At 58.0% G+C, this 19663-nt stretch carries 19 protein-coding genes; 2 read left to right on the forward strand and 17 right to left on the reverse strand.

Going from position 1 to position 19663, the window contains the following annotated elements; all coding sequences use genetic code 11:
- Positions 1 to 334 precede the first annotated feature (334 nt).
- Genes dut through DW029_RS03140 form a run of 3 tightly spaced genes read right to left on the reverse strand, consistent with a single transcriptional unit; the run spans position 335 to position 1730 of the window.
- The gene (gene dut / locus DW029_RS03130) at positions 335 to 778 is read right to left on the reverse strand and encodes a dUTP diphosphatase (protein WP_117799109.1); all 444 of its coding nucleotides are present in this window, start codon (positions 776 to 778) and stop codon (positions 335 to 337) included.
- A 4-nt stretch (positions 779 to 782) separates the two neighbouring features.
- Positions 783 to 1226, reverse strand: a complete 444-nt coding sequence (nrdR, locus tag DW029_RS03135; RefSeq protein ID WP_117742760.1) for a transcriptional regulator NrdR — start codon at positions 1224 to 1226, stop codon at positions 783 to 785.
- A gap of 51 nt (positions 1227 to 1277) precedes the next feature.
- Positions 1278 to 1730: a LysM peptidoglycan-binding domain-containing protein gene (locus DW029_RS03140; protein WP_117762984.1), complete on the reverse strand. Its 453-nt coding sequence runs from the start codon at positions 1728 to 1730 to the stop codon at positions 1278 to 1280.
- Between the two features lie 160 nt (positions 1731 to 1890).
- On the opposite strand from DW029_RS03140, the gene lexA reads away from it, so the two are divergent.
- Both lexA and DW029_RS03150 read left to right on the forward strand, forming a co-directional pair.
- Positions 1891 to 2535 (forward strand): transcriptional repressor LexA, encoded by a 645-nt coding sequence (lexA, locus tag DW029_RS03145; protein ID WP_117762985.1) that lies wholly within the window; start codon positions 1891 to 1893, stop codon positions 2533 to 2535.
- On the forward strand, positions 2535 to 3239 hold the full coding sequence (locus tag DW029_RS03150; RefSeq protein WP_117762986.1) for a heparan-alpha-glucosaminide N-acetyltransferase: 705 nt from the start codon (positions 2535 to 2537) through the stop codon (positions 3237 to 3239). Before lexA ends, DW029_RS03150 begins: the two co-directional genes overlap by 1 nt.
- On the opposite strand, the gene hflX is transcribed toward DW029_RS03150, so the two are convergent.
- From hflX to DW029_RS03220, 14 genes are all read right to left on the reverse strand, one after another.
- Positions 3224 to 4513, reverse strand: coding sequence for a GTPase HflX (gene hflX, locus DW029_RS03155; protein WP_118345271.1), 1290 nt, complete (start codon positions 4511 to 4513; stop codon positions 3224 to 3226). The genes DW029_RS03150 and hflX overlap by 16 nt on opposite strands.
- Positions 4513 to 5451 (reverse strand): tRNA (adenosine(37)-N6)-dimethylallyltransferase MiaA, encoded by a 939-nt coding sequence (gene miaA, locus DW029_RS03160; RefSeq protein WP_118345272.1) that lies wholly within the window; start codon positions 5449 to 5451, stop codon positions 4513 to 4515. Before miaA ends, hflX begins: the two co-directional genes overlap by 1 nt.
- On the reverse strand, positions 5451 to 6821 hold the full coding sequence (miaB, locus tag DW029_RS03165) for a tRNA (N6-isopentenyl adenosine(37)-C2)-methylthiotransferase MiaB (RefSeq protein WP_099431783.1): 1371 nt from the start codon (positions 6819 to 6821) through the stop codon (positions 5451 to 5453). Before miaB ends, miaA begins: the two co-directional genes overlap by 1 nt.
- A 45-nt stretch (positions 6822 to 6866) precedes the next feature.
- Positions 6867 to 7184 carry a stage V sporulation protein S gene (locus DW029_RS03170; RefSeq protein ID WP_006235982.1) on the reverse strand — a complete coding sequence of 106 codons (318 nt, stop codon included), beginning with the start codon at positions 7182 to 7184 and terminating at the stop codon, positions 6867 to 6869.
- Between the two features lie 74 nt (positions 7185 to 7258).
- On the reverse strand, positions 7259 to 8344 hold the full coding sequence (locus tag DW029_RS03175; RefSeq protein WP_118345273.1) for an ATP-binding protein: 1086 nt from the start codon (positions 8342 to 8344) through the stop codon (positions 7259 to 7261).
- A 1-nt stretch (position 8345) separates the two neighbouring features.
- A complete protein-coding gene (gene rny, locus DW029_RS03180; RefSeq protein ID WP_118345274.1) occupies positions 8346 to 9896 on the reverse strand; it encodes a ribonuclease Y in 1551 nt (516 codons plus the stop codon).
- A 257-nt stretch (positions 9897 to 10153) separates the two neighbouring features.
- Positions 10154 to 10846 (reverse strand): regulatory protein RecX, encoded by a 693-nt coding sequence (locus DW029_RS03185; protein WP_118345275.1) that lies wholly within the window; start codon positions 10844 to 10846, stop codon positions 10154 to 10156.
- Positions 10847 to 10857: 11 nt separating this feature from the next.
- Positions 10858 to 12021, reverse strand: a complete 1164-nt coding sequence (gene recA / locus DW029_RS03190) for a recombinase RecA (protein WP_304485477.1) — start codon at positions 12019 to 12021, stop codon at positions 10858 to 10860.
- Positions 12022 to 12278: 257 nt separating this feature from the next.
- On the reverse strand, positions 12279 to 12809 hold the full coding sequence (locus tag DW029_RS03195; protein WP_118345276.1) for a CinA family protein: 531 nt from the start codon (positions 12807 to 12809) through the stop codon (positions 12279 to 12281).
- Positions 12810 to 12821: 12 nt separating this feature from the next.
- On the reverse strand, positions 12822 to 13370 hold the full coding sequence (gene pgsA, locus DW029_RS03200) for a CDP-diacylglycerol--glycerol-3-phosphate 3-phosphatidyltransferase (RefSeq protein WP_233505241.1): 549 nt from the start codon (positions 13368 to 13370) through the stop codon (positions 12822 to 12824).
- Positions 13371 to 13469: 99 nt separating this feature from the next.
- Positions 13470 to 14819: a 30S ribosomal protein S12 methylthiotransferase RimO gene (gene rimO / locus DW029_RS03205; RefSeq protein WP_117794441.1), complete on the reverse strand. Its 1350-nt coding sequence runs from the start codon at positions 14817 to 14819 to the stop codon at positions 13470 to 13472.
- A 27-nt stretch (positions 14820 to 14846) separates the two neighbouring features.
- Positions 14847 to 15344, reverse strand: a complete 498-nt coding sequence (locus tag DW029_RS03210) for a YajQ family cyclic di-GMP-binding protein (RefSeq protein WP_117735189.1) — start codon at positions 15342 to 15344, stop codon at positions 14847 to 14849.
- 26 nt (positions 15345 to 15370) lie between these two features.
- Positions 15371 to 16882 (reverse strand): RodZ family helix-turn-helix domain-containing protein, encoded by a 1512-nt coding sequence (locus DW029_RS03215; RefSeq protein ID WP_118345277.1) that lies wholly within the window; start codon positions 16880 to 16882, stop codon positions 15371 to 15373.
- Entirely contained in the window at positions 16882 to 19662 is a 2781-nt protein-coding gene (locus tag DW029_RS03220; RefSeq protein WP_233543787.1) for a DNA translocase FtsK, read from the reverse strand. The genes DW029_RS03215 and DW029_RS03220 overlap by 1 nt, the downstream gene beginning before the upstream one ends.
- Position 19663 lies beyond the last annotated feature (1 nt).

Below are 19663 nucleotides of genomic sequence, written 5' to 3' on the forward strand. Positions count from 1 at the left end.
CGCTTCGCTCGCTGCGAAACTGCGCGTGGAACGATATGTGTGAGAAGCGGGCGAGCGGCTACTCGCTTGAAAACAACAATCAATCTTTCTGATAAGCAGATGCGGCAAAGGAACAGTCCCTTTGCCGCATCTGCTTACTGCAATTAGTTACTTTGGTTCGCCTTTGCAGCTTCAAATTTGGGGATCCGGCGCAGCTGGTAGTGCGTAAACGTAGTTGACCGGCCCGGCCCGCCTATATATCGTCCCACGCGCAGTTTCGCAGCGAAGCGAGAATGTTTGAGCATGGGATGATATATAGGCGGGCCGGGCCGGTCAGCGGACAGTACGTAAACGACTAAGCGACGCCGCTAGAACCGAAACCGCCGGCTCCTCGGTCGGTTTTGTCTAGTTCTTCTACTTCTACTAGGTTGACCGTGGGGACTTCTTGGATGACGAGTTGGGCTATGCGGTCGCCTTTGTTGATTTGGATGTCGTTGGTGGGATCCAGGTTGATGAGGATAACCTTGAGTTCTCCTCGGTAGTGGGCGTCGATGAGGCCCGGCGTGTTAACTATAGACAGGCCCTGCTTGATGGCCAAGCCGCTACGGGGCTGGACAAAGCCGGCGTAGCCATCGGGCAGGGCGATAGCCAGCCCAGTAGAGACCAGACGGCGTTCGAAGGGCTTCAGGACGCAGTCCTCGTTGGAGCGCAAATCCAAGCCGGCATCGGTGGGATGGGCGTATTTGGGAAGCTCGACGGTGGGGTCGAGACGCTTTATGTTGACGGTAATGTTGGACATGGAATCACCTTAACTTGTCGAGCTCTTGCAGAAACTCATCGACGTCTTTGAAATCACGGTAGACCGAGGCAAAGCGGATGTACGCCACCTTGTCGATCTTGGCCAAGCGTTTGAGCACCATATCACCCAACTCATGCGACGTGACGGCCGTAAGCGTGCGAGAGCGCAGCTCGACCTCGATGTCGTCGATAAGCTCATTGAGCTTCTTAGTGTCGATATCACGCTTGATGGTGGCGCGCATCAAGCCGACGAGCAGCTTATTGCGATCGAACCGCTGCTTAGTTCCGTCCGACTTAATGACCTCGATTGGGTCTTCGCATCGCTCGAACGTTGTAAAGCGGTAATTACACGAGCAACATTCGCGACGGCGCTTAATGGTGTTATTTGACTCCTGCATACGGGAATCAACGACGCGGGTATGTGCCTTGCCGCATTTGGGACAGCGCATGGTACCTCCTCTTAAACGATAACAAGGGTACCATGCGCAGCGCGATAATGATTACGAACGAGCAGGAACCTTAAGATGCGCACCGGCGGCGAGCGAACCATGCTCCAGATGATTGACGTTACGGATCATGTCGGAAGTCTCTTGCGTGGAAAGGCCTTCGATTGGATATTCCTCGGCAAGCGACCAAAGAGAATCACCAGGCTGAACGCGAATGGTCTCGTAGGTAACGTTGGTAACGGACTCGGCATACGCAGCGTGACGAGCACTAAAGACAGACGTAGCGAGGACAAAGAAGAGCGTAAGCGCAACGGCAACGGCGACAATCGTCGAAACCTTCAGGGCGGCGCGGGTAGGCGCGGCTACAGTCTGCTGATTGCGAGCAGGCTGCACGGTCAGAGGCTGAAAGCCGGAGCGGCCACCCTGAACAACCGTAAAAGTGGGTTCTGCAGGCGTCTCGAGCTTAAGGGCGAGGTTTCCCTGGACCATATTCGTTACATTCATCATGTTCTCCTCTCGCGTGTTTTGCTGAGAACAGTTTTATCAAGCCGCGCGGACAAAAATGTCTGGCGCGGGAACGAATGTTCGGTTATTATTATCTTCGAACAGTTGTTCCTGTCAAGCAAAAATCGAACATTTGTTTGGCATGGGTAGAGAGGATGCCCTGATGGCTCGCAAAATTACCAAGCGCCAGCAGCAAATTTACGACTTCATCAAGGAATATCAGCAGGAGAAGGGTTATCCGCCCAGCGTGCGCGAGATGGCTTCTGCCGTGGGCCTTTCCTCCCCCAGCACCGTGCACGCTCATCTCTCTGCCCTGGAGGCGCGCGGGCTACTCAAGCGCGATGCCACCAAACCGCGCGCCCTGGAACTCTTTAACGAAGACGGTTCCTCTGTCTCAATTTCTAAATCTGACGAGCCCTCCGCACCTCGCGGGACGGTCTCGCTACCGCTCGTTGGTCGCGTCGCGGCTGGGATCCCCATTCTGGCCGAGCAGAATATCGAAGACACTTTTACTATCCCGACCGAAATCGCCACTGATCAAGGTTCATTTATCCTTGAGGTGCATGGGAACTCAATGATCAATGTCGGCATCTTCAATGGCGATTACATCATCGTCCGTGAACAAAAGAGTGCCATGAACGGCGAAATTGTCGTGGCCATGATTGATGGTTCAGCGACCGTCAAGACGTTCTACAAGGAGCAGGGACGCGTACGCCTGCAGCCTGAGAATGACTCCATGGAGCCTATCTATGCAACGAATCCCGTTATCCTGGGCAAAGTCGTCGGCTTGATGCGCCGGTTCTCGTAATGCAAAAACGCATCACCATCTTTGACACCGTCCGCGGGTTTTCGATGATTTCAATGGCAGGTTTTCACGCTTGCTACGATCTCGCGTATCTGTACGACTGGGATATGCCCTGGTTTACCCAGACTGTCTTTCAAGACATCTGGCGCGCCAGCATCAGCTGGGTATTTTTGTTTATCGCGGGTTGGATGTGCACGCTCTCACGCAACAACGCTAAACGAGCGGCCAAGTACGCTGCCGCAGCTTTGGTCGCCTGGATCGCAACAACGCTCGTATCGGTCGACGATTCAGTGAACTTTGGCATCATTTATTGCATGGCGGCGTGTACCGCTGTGGTTGCACTAACCCGTCCGCTACTCCAAAAATTACCGGGCTCGTGGGGCATCGCAGCGTGCCTTGTTCTTTTTGCCCTAACCTGGGGCATTCCAAAAGCGGTCTACCCACTCCCCTACCTGGCATGGCTAGGATTTCCGGGCCCGGGTTTTGTATCGGGAGACTACTATCCACTCATTCCGTTTGTCTTTATGTACCTTACCGGCTTTTTTGCTGCCCAGGTAGCACAAGCATCACGCCTCGAAGCGCCAGAATGGGCATACGCGAATCCCATCCCGGCGCTCACAGTCCTTGGTCGGCATGCCTTACCGTTCTACCTGCTCCATCAGCCTGTCATTCTAGGCGTACTAGAACTCGTTTATTCCGTACGATAACGCTCGAGCCGCGGTGCAATACGAGCCGGCAGTTTCGCCACAATACGAACGCCATCCTCAAGATATTCCTCATGCAAAAGGGTCCCCTGCTCATGCACCAGCGTGATGAGGGCGCCTTCGCGATAGGGAATATCGGCGGAAATCAGCACATCGGTGGCGGCCGCCTCGCGAGCAATACGATCGACGAGACCGTCGAGCCCCTCGCCCGTTTGAGCCGAAAACAGAACGGCCTCGGGATAGCGACGACGGAAACTCAACCGATCAACGCTGTCGAGAAGATCGATTTTATTGAATACGGTCAGCGTCAAACGCTCTCCGGCGCCGATCTCATCAAGCACGCGGTCGACAGCCTCAAGCTGCCGCTCATAGTCCTCGTCAGACGCATCTACGACTTTGAGAATTAGATCGGCACCCAACACTTCGGACAGCGTCGATTTAAAGGCATCGACCAGACCATGCGGCAGCTTTTGAATAAAGCCGACGGTATCGGTGATCGTCATGCCGCGACCGCCGGGCAAGCGATACGAACGCGTCGTCGGGTCGAGCGTAGCAAACAGCTTGTCCTGCGAAAGTACCGTAGAGCCGGTCAGGCGATTGAGCAACGTCGATTTACCGGCATTGGTATAACCGGCTAGCGCGACACGAAATGCCGGTGACTCAATGCGACTCTTGGATTGAACGTCGCGACGCTGTTCAACCTGCCTGAGCTCACGACGAAGTGCAGCGATCTTATTACGAATGAGGCGACGGTCGACCTCGAGCTGACTTTCGCCCTGACCAAAGCGTGAGCCGATGCCGCCGCGCGTCTGCTCCTTGGCAAGATGGCTCCACATGCCGCGCAGACGAGGCAACAGATATTGAAGCTGTGCCAGCTGTACCTGTAGGCGTCCCTCACGCGTCTGAGCATGCAGACCAAAGATATCCAAAATCAGTGCTGTACGATCGATAATCTTTACCGGCTCGCCCACGGCTTTCTCCAAATAGGACTGCTGCGAGGGCGTCAGGTCGTCATCAAAAATAACGACATCGGCATCCATGCGATGCACCAGGCCGCAAAGCTCCTCTACTTTACCGGAACCGATAAACGATTTGGGATACGGCTTTACCAAACGCTGAGACAAGCGAGCCACGCACTGGGCACCAGCCGTGTGGGCAAGGCGCTCCAGCTCATCGAGCGAGCGATTGAGCGGCCATGCATTGTCGCGCCACTCAACACCAACTAAAATGGCACGCTCGGGCTCGGGTGCCGTGGGAACAAGGGGGAAACGGGCCATTAGGAAGCCTCAATACGATGCAGGATATCCTCAACGACCTCATCGATCGTACATTCATCCATATCAAACCACACGATACGGTCATCGCGCTTAAACCACGAAAGCTGACGCTTGGCATAACGACGCGAACGCATCTTAATGAGTTCGCGGGCCTCATCCATGCTCATCATGCCATTGAAAACATCGATGATCTCTTTATAACCAATTGCCTGCATCGACGTCAGGGCATCTCCCAGCCCCTGGTCCATAAGACCGCGGACCTCATCGACAAGACCCTGCTCAAACATCAGATCGACGCGCAGATTAATGCGCTCGTAGAGCACCTCGCGATTACGCGTCAGACCAAACCATAGGGCATGATAATGCTCGCGCGGAACACTAAACTGACTTTTTTGCTGTGCATAGGAGATACCATCATCATGCATCTCGAGCGCACGAATCACACGGCGCACGTTATGGGGATGAATAACAGCAGCCGATTCTGGATCGCGCTCGGCAAGCAGGGCATGCAGTTCTTCCTCGCCAATACGCTCGGCAAGCTCCTGATAGCCCGCACGGCGATCGTCCTCAAGTTCACCCGAGGGAAAGTCCATCTCATCGAGGGCTGCCTTGAGATATAGCCCCGTACCTCCGCAAAAAACCGGCAGGCAACCCGAACCAAGGAGACGTTCAACATGCGCGCGAGCGTCAGCCTGATAAAGCGCAGCAGAATATGCCACACCCGGCTCTACAATGTCGACGAGACGCAGCGGCGCCGTACACTCATCGGGCGCCATCTTTGCGGTACCGATGTCCATGCCGCGATAAATTTGCATCGCATCGCACGAAAGCACTTCGGACGAAAGACGAGCTGCCAAACGGTCGGCGACATCACTCTTACCAACCGCCGTCGGACCGACGATCGCAACGGCGGAAAAACCTGCCCTGGGAGAAACCATTAGCGCGGCTCGCCCACAACGGAGCCGGACAAATACCAGGTCTTGGCAACGTCAACGTCAACATCAACGATCTTGCCAACAAGCTGATCGATGCTGTAACCCTCGGGGATAGGCGCATGAACGGTCTGATTCTTGGGGCTCTTGCCCAGCAGGACCGCGTCGTTCTTTTTACTCGTTCCCTCAATGAGCGCCGGAACCACAGTATGAAGCTCACCCTGGTTATACTCGTGTGCCGTGGTCTCGATAACCTTAACCAGGCGGTTGAAACGCTCGAGAATAACCTCATGCGGCGTAGGATCGTCAATCTCTGCGGCCGGGGTACCGGCGCGCTTGGAATAAATGAAGGTATAGGCCTGGGCATAGCGGACCGTCTCGGCAAGCGAGAGCGTCTGCTCAAAGTCTTCTTCAGTCTCGCCCGGGAAGCCAACGATAATGTCGGTCGAGAGTGCGATATCGGGCATACGGTTGCGAATGCGATCGACCAAGCCCAAATAGTCCTCGCGTGTATAACGGCGATTCATCTCTTTGAGGATCCGCGTCGAACCTGACTGGACGGCCAGGTGCAACTGCGGCATAACGGCAGGCGTCTCGGCCATGGCGTCGATGGTCTCGGGCAGCAGATCCTTGGGATGCGAAGACGTGAAGAAGATGCGCTCCACACCCGTATCGCCCACGGCACGCAGCAGATCGGCAAAACGCGGCTTGCCAAACAGATCACGACCATATGAGTTAACGTTTTGGCCCAGCAGCGTAATCTCACGCACGCCCTGGCGCACCAAACCGGTCACCTCGTCGACAATCTCCTCGAAGGGGCGGCTCTTTTCGCGACCGCGCACGTACGGCACGATGCAATAGGTACAGAAATTATTGCAACCTGTCATGATGGGCACCCAGGCGTGATACTGGGTCTCGCGATGCCACGGCATGCTCATGGCATCCGTATCCTCATGCTCGTTGGTGCGGATATGACGCTTACCATCAAGGAACGCCTCGGCAATGAGCTCGGCCACATGTGCGATGGAATGCGTGCCGAAAATGACATTGACGTTATCGACGTTGGTGAGCAGGCCCTCGCCATCACGCTGCGCGATGCAGCCGCCCACGGCAACCACACGCTTGCCCGAAGGCGAAGGCGGCAGGCTTTTGCAGGAATTGCACTGACCGTACAGGCGAGTATCGGCGGCCTCGCGCACGCAGCACGTCATGAAGACAACGATATCGGCATGCGCAGGATCGAGCGCCATGAGGCAGCCATATGAATCAAGCAGACCGCTCACACGCTCGGAGTCGTGCTGATTCATCTGGCAGCCAAAGGTGCGGATAAAGTAGGTTTTACCGGTAAGAATATCGCGTACGGAACGCTGGTCCATGTGCATAAGTCCTAACGATGGGGAGCTAAACAAGGCAATCAGAAGCTATGCCACAGGCTTAACATCATCCATGACGACGTTATCCATAGCAGCTCGATTGATCTGGTGAACGTAGATAGAAAGGCGGATGGCCGTGCGCGACTCCCCGTTAATGAGGATGTCGGAGAACACAGGCGCGCAGGAAATATCAAAACCGGTTGGGATCAAAAAACCGCGCGCGATAGCCACGGCCTTAATGGCCTGGTTGACCGCACCGGCGCCGACACACTGAATGTTGACGGGTACACCATCCTTGACCATGCCGGCGATGGCGCCGGCAACGGACGCGGGCGATGATTTGCTTGATACCTTCAGGCAATCCATGAAGAAACTCCTGCGTTTAAAAGTACGTTTTAACTGCAATAACTGTATCGTACCGAGTGGACTCGGTAAAGGCACTATTCCTCTTTGGCAAGATCGAAGGTCACGGTGATTCGATCACGCGAAACGCGAATCTTTGGGTCGCCGCAAAGGTTGAGATAGTACCGGGCGGCAAGGTCATTAAAGTCGCGCTCCACAGCACGCGAAAACTGCGCCATATCATCCTTGGCAATACGTAGCCCGCGACGATCCTTTGCGAGATCGACAGGAGCCGGCGCATGCGAGGACGAATCACGCTCGCGCAGCAGACGCGCGGTCACACCGCGAACGGGCTGAATCTGCCCTGCCAAAATGCGATGTGCCGTGCGCTCGGACATCTCAAGACCCAAACCCGCACAGATACGGATAAAGTCCTCGGCATCAGAAGCAAGGCCTAAACGATCGATAACCGGAAGCTCGCTCTCGTCATCAATGAACAAGAGACGAGACGTATCAAGCCGACCTGACGCCTGAGCATAAAGGGTCGCGGCAATCTCAGACGGAGAGCCCAGATAGACATCGCAACCACGCAACTCCTCGAGCGCAAACTCACAAGCAGCGCGAATAATATTATGCGGACCGCGAGCACAGACGTAACGCCCGTCCTCATCCTTGACGGCCTGGGGCCAGCTGGACTGATCGGCACGCTCACTGAGGCGGTCGGCTGCGACGCTCACCTTGAAGGCTGAACCAAGATCGACGCCGGACGTGACCACACGGGCCTCGTCGGTGTTCTGCTTGATCGAAAACAATGCCATGCCACGACCGTGAACGCCCCAACGGTCCATCTTCATGCTCTCGAGCTTGGAGGTAACGCGGGCATCGAAGATTCGCTCTTGCATATCCTGCGGAACGCCCGAACCGTTATCCAGAAAGACAAGCGTGCGGACGCCATCTTCCTTGGTCGTGGCGAGATAGACCTTGTCGGCGCCGGCATCTCGAGCATTGCGGAGCATTTCTATGACGATATCCTCGACATTCTGAATGTCGTGTTTTGCCTGGCGCCGCTCAGCCTCCGAAACGCGGAGGCGGACATACCCCTCGCCAAGGTTCTCCTCGACGCGAAGGTTGCCCTCCCCCGACATCGACGCGATAAATGAGATGAGCTCGTTCGCGTCGCTCATGTTATTTAGCGATATCAACAGCGCGGCTCTCGCGAATCACGACGACGCGCACCTGACCGGGATACTCCATCTCTTCCTCGATCTGATGGGCGATATCGTGAGCCAGAACCGTGGACTGGGCATCGGAGATCTTGTCCGGCTGAACCATGACGTGGACCTCACGACCAGCCTGCATGGCATAGGTACGCTCGACGCCGTCATGGGAGTTGGCGATCTCCTCGAGCTTCTCAAGACGCTTGATGTAGTTCTCGGCAGACTCGCGACGGGCACCGGGGCGAGAGGCAGAGACAGCATCGGCGGCCTGTACCAGGACATCGAGCACCGTGTTGGGGTCGACATCGGCATGGTGAGCCTCGATAGCGTGGACGATAACGGGCTTCTCGCCATAACGACGGGCAAGCTCGGCGCCGATAACGGCATGCGGGCCCTCGACGTCGTGGTCGATTGCCTTGCCCAGGTCATGCAGCAGGCCGGCGCGCTTAGCGGTCACAACGTCCAGGCCAAGCTCGGAAGCCATCACGCCACACAGATCAGAGACCTCGAGAGAGTGCTGAAGCACGTTCTGACCAAACGAGGTACGGTAGCGCAGGGCACCAAGGGTCTTGACGATCTCAGAGTGTAGATCGTGGATGCCGGTATCGAAGGCAGCCTGCTCGCCAGCCTCGCGCACGCGCTGCTGAACCAGGTCGGCAGCCTTGTGATACATCTCCTCGATGCGAGCAGGGTGAATGCGGCCGTCGGCGATGAGGTTCTCGAGGGCGACACGGGCGGTCTCACGACGAACTGGGTCGAAGCTCGAAAGAACGACGGTCTCGGGCGTGTCGTCGATCACGAGGTTGACGCCGGAAACCTGCTCAAAGGTCCGGATGTTGCGACCCTCGCGACCAATGATGCGGCCCTTGAGGTCATCAGAGGGAATATGCACGGAGGTAACGGTAACCTCGGCAGTGTGGTCGGCAGCGCAGCGCTGAATCGCCAGGGACAAGATCTCCTGGGCAGTCTTGTGGCACTCGGCGCGAACCTGCTGCTCGGACTCGCGAATGATCGTGGCGGCCTCGTGGGTGACCTCGCCGCGAACCTTATCGAGAAGCTCCTTGTGGGCGTCCTCGCGGGTAAGGTCGGCGATTCGCTCGAGCTCGGAGGTCTGCTTTGCGCAGAGCTCCTCGAGCTCACGGGAGCGTTTCTCGACCTGACCGGCTTGGCTGGACAGCTGATGCTCGCGCTTGTCGAGAGCGTCGTTGCGGCGATCGAGGGATTCCTCGCGCTGCATCACGCGGTTCTCAAGCGTACGAATCTCGTTCTTACGCTGTTTGTCCTCGGCCTCGGCAGCTTGCTTGTTCTTGATGATTTCTTCCTTGGCCTCAAGCAGAGCCTCTTTTTTGAGGGTCTCGGCCTGACGCTTTGCATCACCGATCAAGGACTCAGCCTGTGCATGTGCCGACTGGATCTTTTCGTCGGCCTCGTGAAGACTACCCTGCTTGGCGGTGCGCATGTAGGCAATGGCGGCAATGGCACCCAAAACGATGCCAACGAGCGCTGCGATGATAGGCATGCTCACTCCTTTTTATGGATTCGTTACACAACAAAGCGAACCGTCCTTACGAACGGCTCGCGACATTTGAGTAATATGGGCGCAGCTTATGCGGGTCGGATACAGATAAACATATAAACAAACTCATCACAGATGAGCACATATCACAAAGCAAATGACAGTGTTTATCGTACGTTGAACCACAACAACTGTCAAATAAATGGCCCCAGTACGGCGGCTAAAACAAGGTGAACGGCAGGGCCACAAAACGCATACGTCTAAAGCGCACATTCCTCGCATTCGGCATCGAGACGCGCCTTAACGACATCGGCGGCGATGTGATACGAGAAGCCCTTGCCCATCAAAAACCGAACCAGTTTTTCGAATCCGCGCGTCTCTGGAACACGCCGCTTGGCGAGCAGGGCTGACGCACGCGCCAAATCGTCTTCGACGGCAAAATAATCCTCGGGATAACCGGGAATGTCATCGAGCACAACATGACGGCGCTTGAGCTCGGTCTCGATTTTGCGTTGTCCCCAACCGCGCCGCTTGCGTTCCTCGATAAAGTGCGAGCAAAAGCGGTTCTCGTCTAAAAAGCGATACTCGGTGGCGCGCTCGACGGCGAAATCGATCGCGGGATGGCGAAAGCCGTAGCGAGCCAACTTGTCACGGACCTCACCCGTCGCATGGTCGCGTCGCGACAACATCTCGGTCACCATGGTGAGAGCACATTTACGCTCGATGAGCTGAACCGCCTCACGAAAGTCATCCCAATCACAGGGAAAATCGGGGCGGTTTTTGACATACAGGCGCGCGACCCGCACGGGAATCCAAATGGACCGCTTAAAACCGCCCTCAAGCTCACAATCGATATGTGCGCAAGGCTTTTTGGACGCATATCCGCTCGAGAACGAGGAGGCCGCCTTCTTATCGGGAAAGACGACCGTGCCCTTGGTCACCGTATACGACATGAGCGTAACCGCTACTCGTCGTCATCATCGAGCATGGCGGACCCATCGATGGCGTAAAGCTCGTCGAACTCCTCGCCGGAAGGCTGATCCGCAGCCGGCTGATCGGTCAGCTCGACCTCGGACGGAGCATCGTCATCAAACTCAAGCCCGCAGGCAAGGCGAACCTTATGCTCAATCTCGTCGGCGCAATCGGGGTGTTCGCGCAGGAACGCCTTGGCGGCCTCGCGACCGTTGCCGAGCTTGTCCTCGCCATAGGCAAACCAGGAGCCCATCTTCTTGCAGATGCCGCACTCGACAGCCATGTCCAAGATCGAGCCCTCCTTAGAGATTCCCGTACCGTACATGATGTCGAACTCAGCAGAACGGAACGGAGCTGCCACCTTGTTCTTAACGACCTTGGCGCGCACGCGGTTACCGATAACCTCGTCCTTAAGCTTAATGCTGTCGATGCGGCGAATGTCGATACGCACCGAAGAGAAGAACTTAAGGGCGCGGCCGCCCGTCGTGGTCTCGGGGTTGCCGAACATGACGCCGATCTTCTCACGCAGCTGGTTAATGAAGATGCACGTCGTGTTGGACTTGGACAGCGAGCCGGCGAGCTTTCGGAGCGCCTGGCTCATCAGGCGAGCTTGCAAGCCGACCGTGGTATCGCCGATCTCTCCCTCGATCTCGGCACGCGGAGTCAGCGCGGCGACAGAGTCGACGACGATGGCATCGATGGCGCCGGAACGCACGAGCATGTCAACAATCTCGAGCGCCTGCTCACCCGTATCGGGCTGGGAAATGAGCACCTCGTCGATATCCACGCCAATGCGCGCGGCATACGTGGGATCGAGCGCGTGCTCGGCATCGATAAATGCCACAACGCCACCCATTGCCTGGGCCTCGGCCAGGATCTCGAGCGAAAGCGTCGTCTTACCGGAGGACTCGGGACCGTAGATCTCGACGATACGACCGCGCGGCACACCGCCGATACCCAGAGCGGCGTCAAGTGCCAGAGCGCCCGTGGGAATGGCCTCGACCTCAAGCTCGGGGCCGCCGTCACCATACCTCATGATGGAACCTTGACCGAACTTCTTCTCGATCTCGGCCTTGGTGGTGGCGATCATCTCTTCGCGCTCTTTACCCGTCGTGGGTGCATGGACGGTACGTACGGGACCTGAATTCTTGGCCATGAATAGCCCTCCTCTTAACAACCTGCATCGATAATAAACGAACGACTGTTCGTGGTCAACCGTTCAGACCAATCATATGCAGGCAGTCTTTCCAAAACCCAACCAAACGCCGACCAAACACTGGCCAAATGCTTGACCACATAGGGCCAAATAAAAACAAGGAAGGAGAAAATACACCTATGACCAGCACAAACGCTAAATTCGCCAGAGGTCCCTATCTCCACAATTAAGGGGCCCTAAGGCCCCTTAAAACACGCCTATTCCAAAGAGTTGAGCACAAGGGCAATGCGTCCCAATGCCTCCGTGACCGCATGGGCACGAACACACGAACGGTCGACCTCATAGTGGCAACGCACAGAATCCACGACCGGCACTTCCCCATCGACCGTGCGATACGCCCAGCCAATATAGAAGGTGCCAGCCGGATCGTCCTCGGTACCGCCGCCGGGACCAGCATAGCCCGTTGCGCTCACGGCAACATCGCTCTGGTACAGATCTAGCGACCCCGCCGCCATCTCGCGCGCGGTCTGATGCGACACCGCGGTATAGCGGTCGAGCGTTTCCTGCTCAACACCCAGCACGCGATGCTTGATCTCATCACAGTAGGTTACCGCACCGCCACGCAGCACCGCCGAGGCGCCCGGGATATCGGCGATCGTCGAGGAGATCATACCTGCCGTCAGCGACTCAGCCGTCGAAACCGTCACGCCCCGAGCGCTCGCGCGCTCGACAATATCGCGCGCCAGCTCCTCGTTATGAGCGGAAATCTGCTCAAAAGAGTCCGTCATACCCACCAGGACCTAGACCGAAAAGACGATCTTGCGGCAGTGCCAGAAGTACTGGGCGCCCGAGATAACGGTCAGGACAACGGCAACGGCGTACAGGAAGCGCGATAAAGAGTAGATGCCGAGCGTCAGCGCCACCGGGCCAAGGTGCAAGCCGGCCATCGCAAAGACGCACAGGTAACCGCAGATGGAGACCATCGTGGTCGCCGTCTTGTACTTGCCGAGCTTATCGGCGGCAACGACCACACCAGCGGCACTCGCAACCATGCGTAGGGCGCTCACCAGCAGCTCACGGAACAGGATGATGAACACCGACCACACGGTTACGGCGCCAAAATCCAAGAACAGCAGCAGGGCCGAGAACACGAGCAGCTTATCGGCGATGGGGTCCAAGAACTTGCCGAAGTCGGTAATCTCGTTGCGCGAACGAGCCAAGTAGCCATCAACCTTATCGGTGCACGACAGGATGACGTACAGAATAAAGGCGGCGGCGGCGAGCGGGCCGTCGAAGGTGCTCCAATCCGTACCGGCAACGCTCGTGTGAGACAGCGCCGACACGATCATGAACACCGGGATAAAGACGATGCGCACGCACGTCACGATATTGGCGGGCGTCCAGACGCTCGTCAGTTCCTTATTGCTCTCGTTAGCCACAACGCGCTCCTACTCCACAACATGACCGATAAGCTCATAGCAGAAGCTATCGGTAAACTCGACGGTCAGAATATCGCCCACAGATGCCTCGCTGGCATCCAGATGCACCGCGCCATCGGAATCGGGCGCCTGGAACCAAGCATGGCCAATCAGCTCGGCACCGTCCTCGGTCTCTTCGATACCGTCGACGATCACCTGGGCGCGCTCGCCCACATGTGCGGCGGTGGCGGCAAAACCGAGCGACTCGGCCAGGTCCATGGCCTCCTGGGCGCGCTCGAGCTTGACCTCTTCGTCGACCTGACCCTCCATCTTGGCGGCCAGGCTGCCCTCCTCACGCGAGTAAGCAAAGACGCTCGTGTAGTCAAAGCCGACGGTGTCCATAAAGTCGATAAGGTCGCGGAACTCGTCGTCGGTCTCGGTCGGGAAGCCGACCATGGCCGTGGAACGGATCACGATGCCGGGAATGCGCACACGCAGATCGCGGAACAGGTCCTCGAGCTCCTGGCGCGAACCGGAGCGACGCATGGCCTTGAGTATGCGAGTATCGCAGTGCTGCACGGGGATATCGATATAGGGCAGCACCTCGGGCGTATCGCGAATGGTCTCAATGAGCTCATCGGTCATGCCCTCGGGCTGCAGGTAGAGCACACGGACCCAGACGTTCTGCGGGCGCACGGCCTCGGCGACGGCGCGCAGCAGCTGCGCCAGATTGCGCGGCGAGCCCTCGGCGACGCCCTCATCCGCAAAGTCGGTGCCCCAGATGCCCGTGTCCTGGCCGATCAGCACGATCTCTCGCACGCCACCGGCAACCAAGTCGCGCACCTCGGAAATAATGCTCTCGGCATTGCGCGAGTGATAACGACCGCGGATATACGGAATCATGCAGAAGCTGCAGAAGCGGTTGCAGCCATCGGAAATCTTGACGTAGGCGACAGCGCCCTCGACAGTGCGCTTGACCTGCGGAATATAGGCGGCGATCTCACGCTCGACACCCAGCACGCCATCGATGACCGCCACGATGCCGTCCTCTTCGTCGGCCTTCACAAAGGCAGCGACCTCGGGCAGCTCGTCAGGCAGGTCGTCGCCATAGCGCGACGGCACGCAACCGCACATGACGATGGGACAGGAGCGAACGCCGTCCTGCACCTCATTGGCGAGCTCGAGCGTGGTCTCGATGCTCTCAGACGTTGCGGAGGCGAGGAACGAGCATGTATTGACAATGGCGATATCGGCTTCCTGCGGGTCGAATGCCTCCTCGTAGCCTGCGGCGGTCAAAAGAGAACGCATGCGGTCGGTGTCAACCTCGTTCTTAGCGCACCCGAGGGTGATGTAGAGCACGGAGCCCAACGGTGTATCCATGTTGGAGAGCGGTCCTTTCGAATGATATTAGCGGTAGTTGGTGAACTGCAGCGGCTGGCCGTAGTCCTGGTCGCGCAGGAACTGAATCACGGTCTGCAACGCGTCCTTCGAAGCAGAGGAAACACGCAGCTTGTCGGCCTCGATGGCCACCTTGACCTTGAGCTTTTGGTCCTTGATGTCCTTGTTGATCTTCTTGGCGGTCGCCTGGTCGATACCCTCGACGATATGGCCGAGCACGCGCACGGTGCCGCCCGATGCCGCCTGCGGAGCATCCCACGAGACAGCCTTGAGGTCGATGCCGCGCTTGATGAGCTTGGAGCTCAGCACGTCGATAATCTGCTTGGAGACAAAGTCGGCCGGGGCGTTGATCGTAAAGAGCTTGTCGCCCTTCGAAAGCTCGATCGTGGCGCCGGAATCCTTCAGGTCATAGCGCTGGGAAATCTCGCGCGTGGTCTGCTGAAAGGCGTTGTCGACCTCTTGCATGTTGACCTCGGACACGACGTCGAAGCTGGAATCTTTAGCCATGATGTTTCCTTTCGCGTACGAGCGGCTTAATAGCTATCGTACGAATAGTCGGTAGAATCGGTGGGCGTCTGACCGTCAGTTGCGGTATCGGCGCCATCCGTGGACTGGGCATCGATGCCGTCGGTGGTATCGGTACCATCAGTGGTGTCGACACCATCAGAACTTTCACCATTCTCGGAATCAGTCGTCTCCTTCTTGGGAACGGTGATCGTCACACGCGCCACGCCCGAAGTCTTGGTATCGTAACGGACCTTTTCGCCGTTCTTGGTAACGGTGACATCGGAAGGCTTGGACGTGGTGATCTCGATCGAGGACTCGGGCGTGTACTCCTGCTCAAAGGGGCCAGTCGCCTGGGCGCCATAGACCGACTTTCCATCGACCTTAACCTCAATCCACGCGGTCTTTCCCTTGGCAACGGAGACCTTGACCTTCGTTACCTCGTTCTCTTCCTTTTTAGCCGTCGTCTTGGTGGCGTCCGAATCGGTCGACTCATCCGTCGACTCATCGGTGTCTTCGTCCTCGTCGACCGTTTCGGTCTTCTTAGAAGACTTCTTGGTCGTCGTCTTGGTAGCAGTGGGCGTCTCGGGCGTGGTCTCGGGCGTCGAAGATGCGCAGCCGCGCAGAAGTACCACGATGAGCACGATCAGCAGCAGCGTCACGGCACCGATGCCAGCGTAGACGATACGCGGATCGAGCCCGTTGTTTTGAGGAGTACGAGATCCGCCGCGTCCACGACTGGAACTGCTGCGGCCGCCTCCCTGAGGCATACGACCACGATTGCTATCGGAACGACCACGATAGCCACCCTGGCCCTGAAGGCCGCGCTGACCCGAGCGGGGCGCAAGTTCACCGCGGCCTTGATAGCCACGCTGGCCCGAACGCGGAGCCGAAGGGCGCTGGCCACACGGCTGAGACTGAGAGCGAAGACGCGGCGTCACCTGCGTAGTATCGGCATCCGCATAGCCACCGCGAGAGCGTCCGGTGGAGACACCACGGTAACCGCGATCGGAATAGCCGCCGTCGCCGTAGCCGGCACGAGGGTCACGCGCCACGCCGCGGGCAGCGGGGAGTGCACGGTCCTCGGGCATCGGCGCACTGCGGAACCGGTCACGCTGTGAGCGAATCTCCTCGCCCGAACCCGTCTCGGTAATATAACCGGCCTGCTGAGGACGCTGTCCATAGCGGGTCGAACGACCGCCCTGAACCATCAGAAAGCGCCCGTTATCGACCGAGGAACGCGAATTGACGTAGCCGGCGGCGTCCTGAAAACGACCGCCCTGCTGCGACGTCTCGCGTTCGTATGCCATCAGGTCGTCAAAGTAGGCATTGACGACCTCGCGCGGATTGAGGCCCAAAAAGCGAGCATAGCTCGAAATCATGCCCTGCGCATAGCCGCGCGGCGGCATCGAAGCAAAGTTACCGGTTTCGAAAAACTCGATGATCTGCGGCCTGATTTTGATGGTGTTGGCGACCTGCTGAATGGAAAGGCCCATTCGGCGACGCTGCTCGAGCAGCATGTCACCAAAGCGTGCAGCCATCAGAATCCTCCAAACTCACGATCTTCACGTGCCATCTCGGCGTCGACAGATTTCAGCGCGGCAAGTCCCTCCTCGTCCAGCAGAACCTCGCGCGGCTTCGAACCGTCGGGCGGGCCGACGACACCCTTTTCTTCCAGCATGTCCATAATACGCCCGGCGCGCGCATAGCCAACCTTCAGACGACGCTGCAGGCCAGATGTGGAGCCAAGCTGCGAATCCACCACAATATGGGCGGCTTCCCAGATGAGCGGATCATCGTCTTGCGGCTCGGCGACTCCGGTGCGGACAATGCCGCCGCCACCCGCCATGGACATGGAAGCGGGCGCCACGGCAGACAGGATCTCCTCGTGGTAGTCGGGCTCGCTCTGCGACTTGACGAACTCGACAATCTCGTTGATTTCGTCGTCCGAAACAAAGCAGCCCTGGATACGGCGAGGCTTGCCCCAGTCGACCTTGGAGAACAGCATGTCGCCCAAACCGGTGAGCTTTTCGGCACCCATCTGGTCGATGATGACGCGCGAGTCGATGCCCGTGGCGACGTTAAAGGCGATGCGGTTGGTAATATTTGCCTTGATGAGACCCGTCACCACGTTAGAGCTCGGACGCTGAGTCGCCACGATAAGGTGGATACCGGCGGCACGGCCCAGCTGGGCGATACGCACAATCGACGCCTCGACGTCCTTGCCGGCAACCATCATCAGGTCCGAAAGCTCGTCGATGATGATGACCAAGTAGGGCATCTTTTGCGGCGGGTTGTCGTAATGTTCAAACTCGCCGGCGGCCTGCTTTTCGTTGTAGGTCGAGATCTTACGCACGTTGAGACGCTCGAAGACCTTCAGGCGACGCTCCATCTCGGACACGGCCCATTGCAGAGCGCTCGCGGCTTGCTTGGGCTCGGTCACCACGGGCACATAGAGATGCGGCAGACCGTTATAGCCCGCAAGCTCGACGCGCTTGGGGTCGACCATGATCAGGCGAACGTCCTCGGGAAGGGCGCGCATGAGCAAGGTCGTGATGATGGAGTTGATCATGACCGACTTACCGGAGCCCGTAGTACCGGCGATCAGCAGGTGGGGCATCTTGGCGAGATCGGCGACGACCGGCGTGCCCTCGGCGTCGCGGCCGATGGCGAGCTCGAGCGGACCGCCCTTCACATAGGGCAGCACGTCGCCCAGATTGACGTTCTGGCGCTTGCGGTTGGGAATCTCGATGCCCACGAGCGAGGTGCCGGGAATCGGGGCAAAGATACGCACCGACTGAGCAGCGAGCGAAAGCGCGATATCGTCCTCGAGGCTCGAAATCTTGCTCACGCGCTCGCCCTCGCCAGGTTGCAGCTTAAAGGTCGTCACCGTAGGGCCGGCGATCCAGCCGACCACGCGGGCACTGCGGCCAAACTCAAGCAACGTGGACTGCAGCGACTCGGCAGTCTGTTCAAGCTCCTTGTCCGAAGACGCGGCAGAAGCCGACTGCGGGTTGGCATGCAGGATCTCGAGCGGCGGAAGCTTGAGGCCATCCCCTTCTTCGCCCTCGTTATCTGCAGCGTCGTCGTCCACTCCCCCATCACGAGCCGCAGCCGATTCGACAGCACTCGAGGCAGCGCTATCGGCAACCTTGGGATGCTTCAAGAAGTCGGGAATCTGAGGTGCTGCCGAGACAGGATTCACGGCAAACGGCGGCTCGGACTCGTCAATCTTATCGGGGTCGTCTTCCATCGAAAGCTGGCCGGTTACCTGGCCGCGCTTTGCATGGCGACGCGGCAGCAAAGTTGTCTTTGCGGTCTCAATCGGAGTCTCGTCGTCCTCGTCATCACCCTCGGTAAGCTCAATCTCGCTCTCGGACCAAGACGGATCGGGCTCACTCGTATTGAGCTTGGGAACCGTTTTGCCCTTCTTGGCATGTCGGCGCGGCAGCAGCGTCGTCTTAGTGCGCTCAGCCTCCACGGCATCGGACACGTCGACAAACGAATCCTCATCCTCGTCGTCATCGTCCAAAACCGGGTCCGCATCGTTGCCCATGACCGTGGTCATGGCAGCATCAGAGCCCTTTTGACGAAGAATGCTCAGATGCGGACGGGCGACACCAGGCACCGACAGGGCCTCATCGTCACCCCACGGGCTCGCGTTAACATCGGCACGACGGCGTTCGGCAAAATCTGCCGCACGATCGCGGGCGGAGCGCAGCACGCCGCCCACCGAAAAGCCAATGATAACCAGGCCCACGACGACAAGGCCCAGCAGGACTACCATAGCGATAGGCTTACCCAGGGCATTCTGCAGCGCACTCGCAATAAACGCACCGATGTAGCCACCCGAGGCGGACAGATTTTGCGGCGTAAACATGAGGTCACACGAGTTGCTCGTACCCGGCACCATCAGCGAAAGAATGGAGACGACGGCGATAAAGACCACGGCGCCGCCCGCAACAGAGCGCACGTTGAGCGGCGAGTCCTCGCCTAAAAAGAGCGTGGCGGCAAACAGCAAGATGACGATCGGCAACACGTAGGCGCCCAGACCAAAGCCTAAGTGGTAGAAACCGGCAACCGCAGCTGTAACGGGTGCAGTCGCCGGCGAAATCACGGCAATAAAGGACGCAATCGCCAAAACGGCAATGACCACGCCGGCGATATCGCGATTGGCTGAGGGCTCGACCAAGGGCTCAAAATCGTCGAAGTCTGCCTCGTGGCCCTTATTGGCACGCAGATGGGAACCGGCACCCTTAGCAGATGCCGGTTGGTTATTGGCCTTATTGCCTTTGGCGTTTTGTGCAGATCCGCGCGCCAAA

Source organism: Collinsella sp. AF38-3AC (assembly GCF_003474365.1).
In the GTDB taxonomy this organism is placed as follows: Bacteria; Actinomycetota; Coriobacteriia; order Coriobacteriales; family Coriobacteriaceae; genus Collinsella.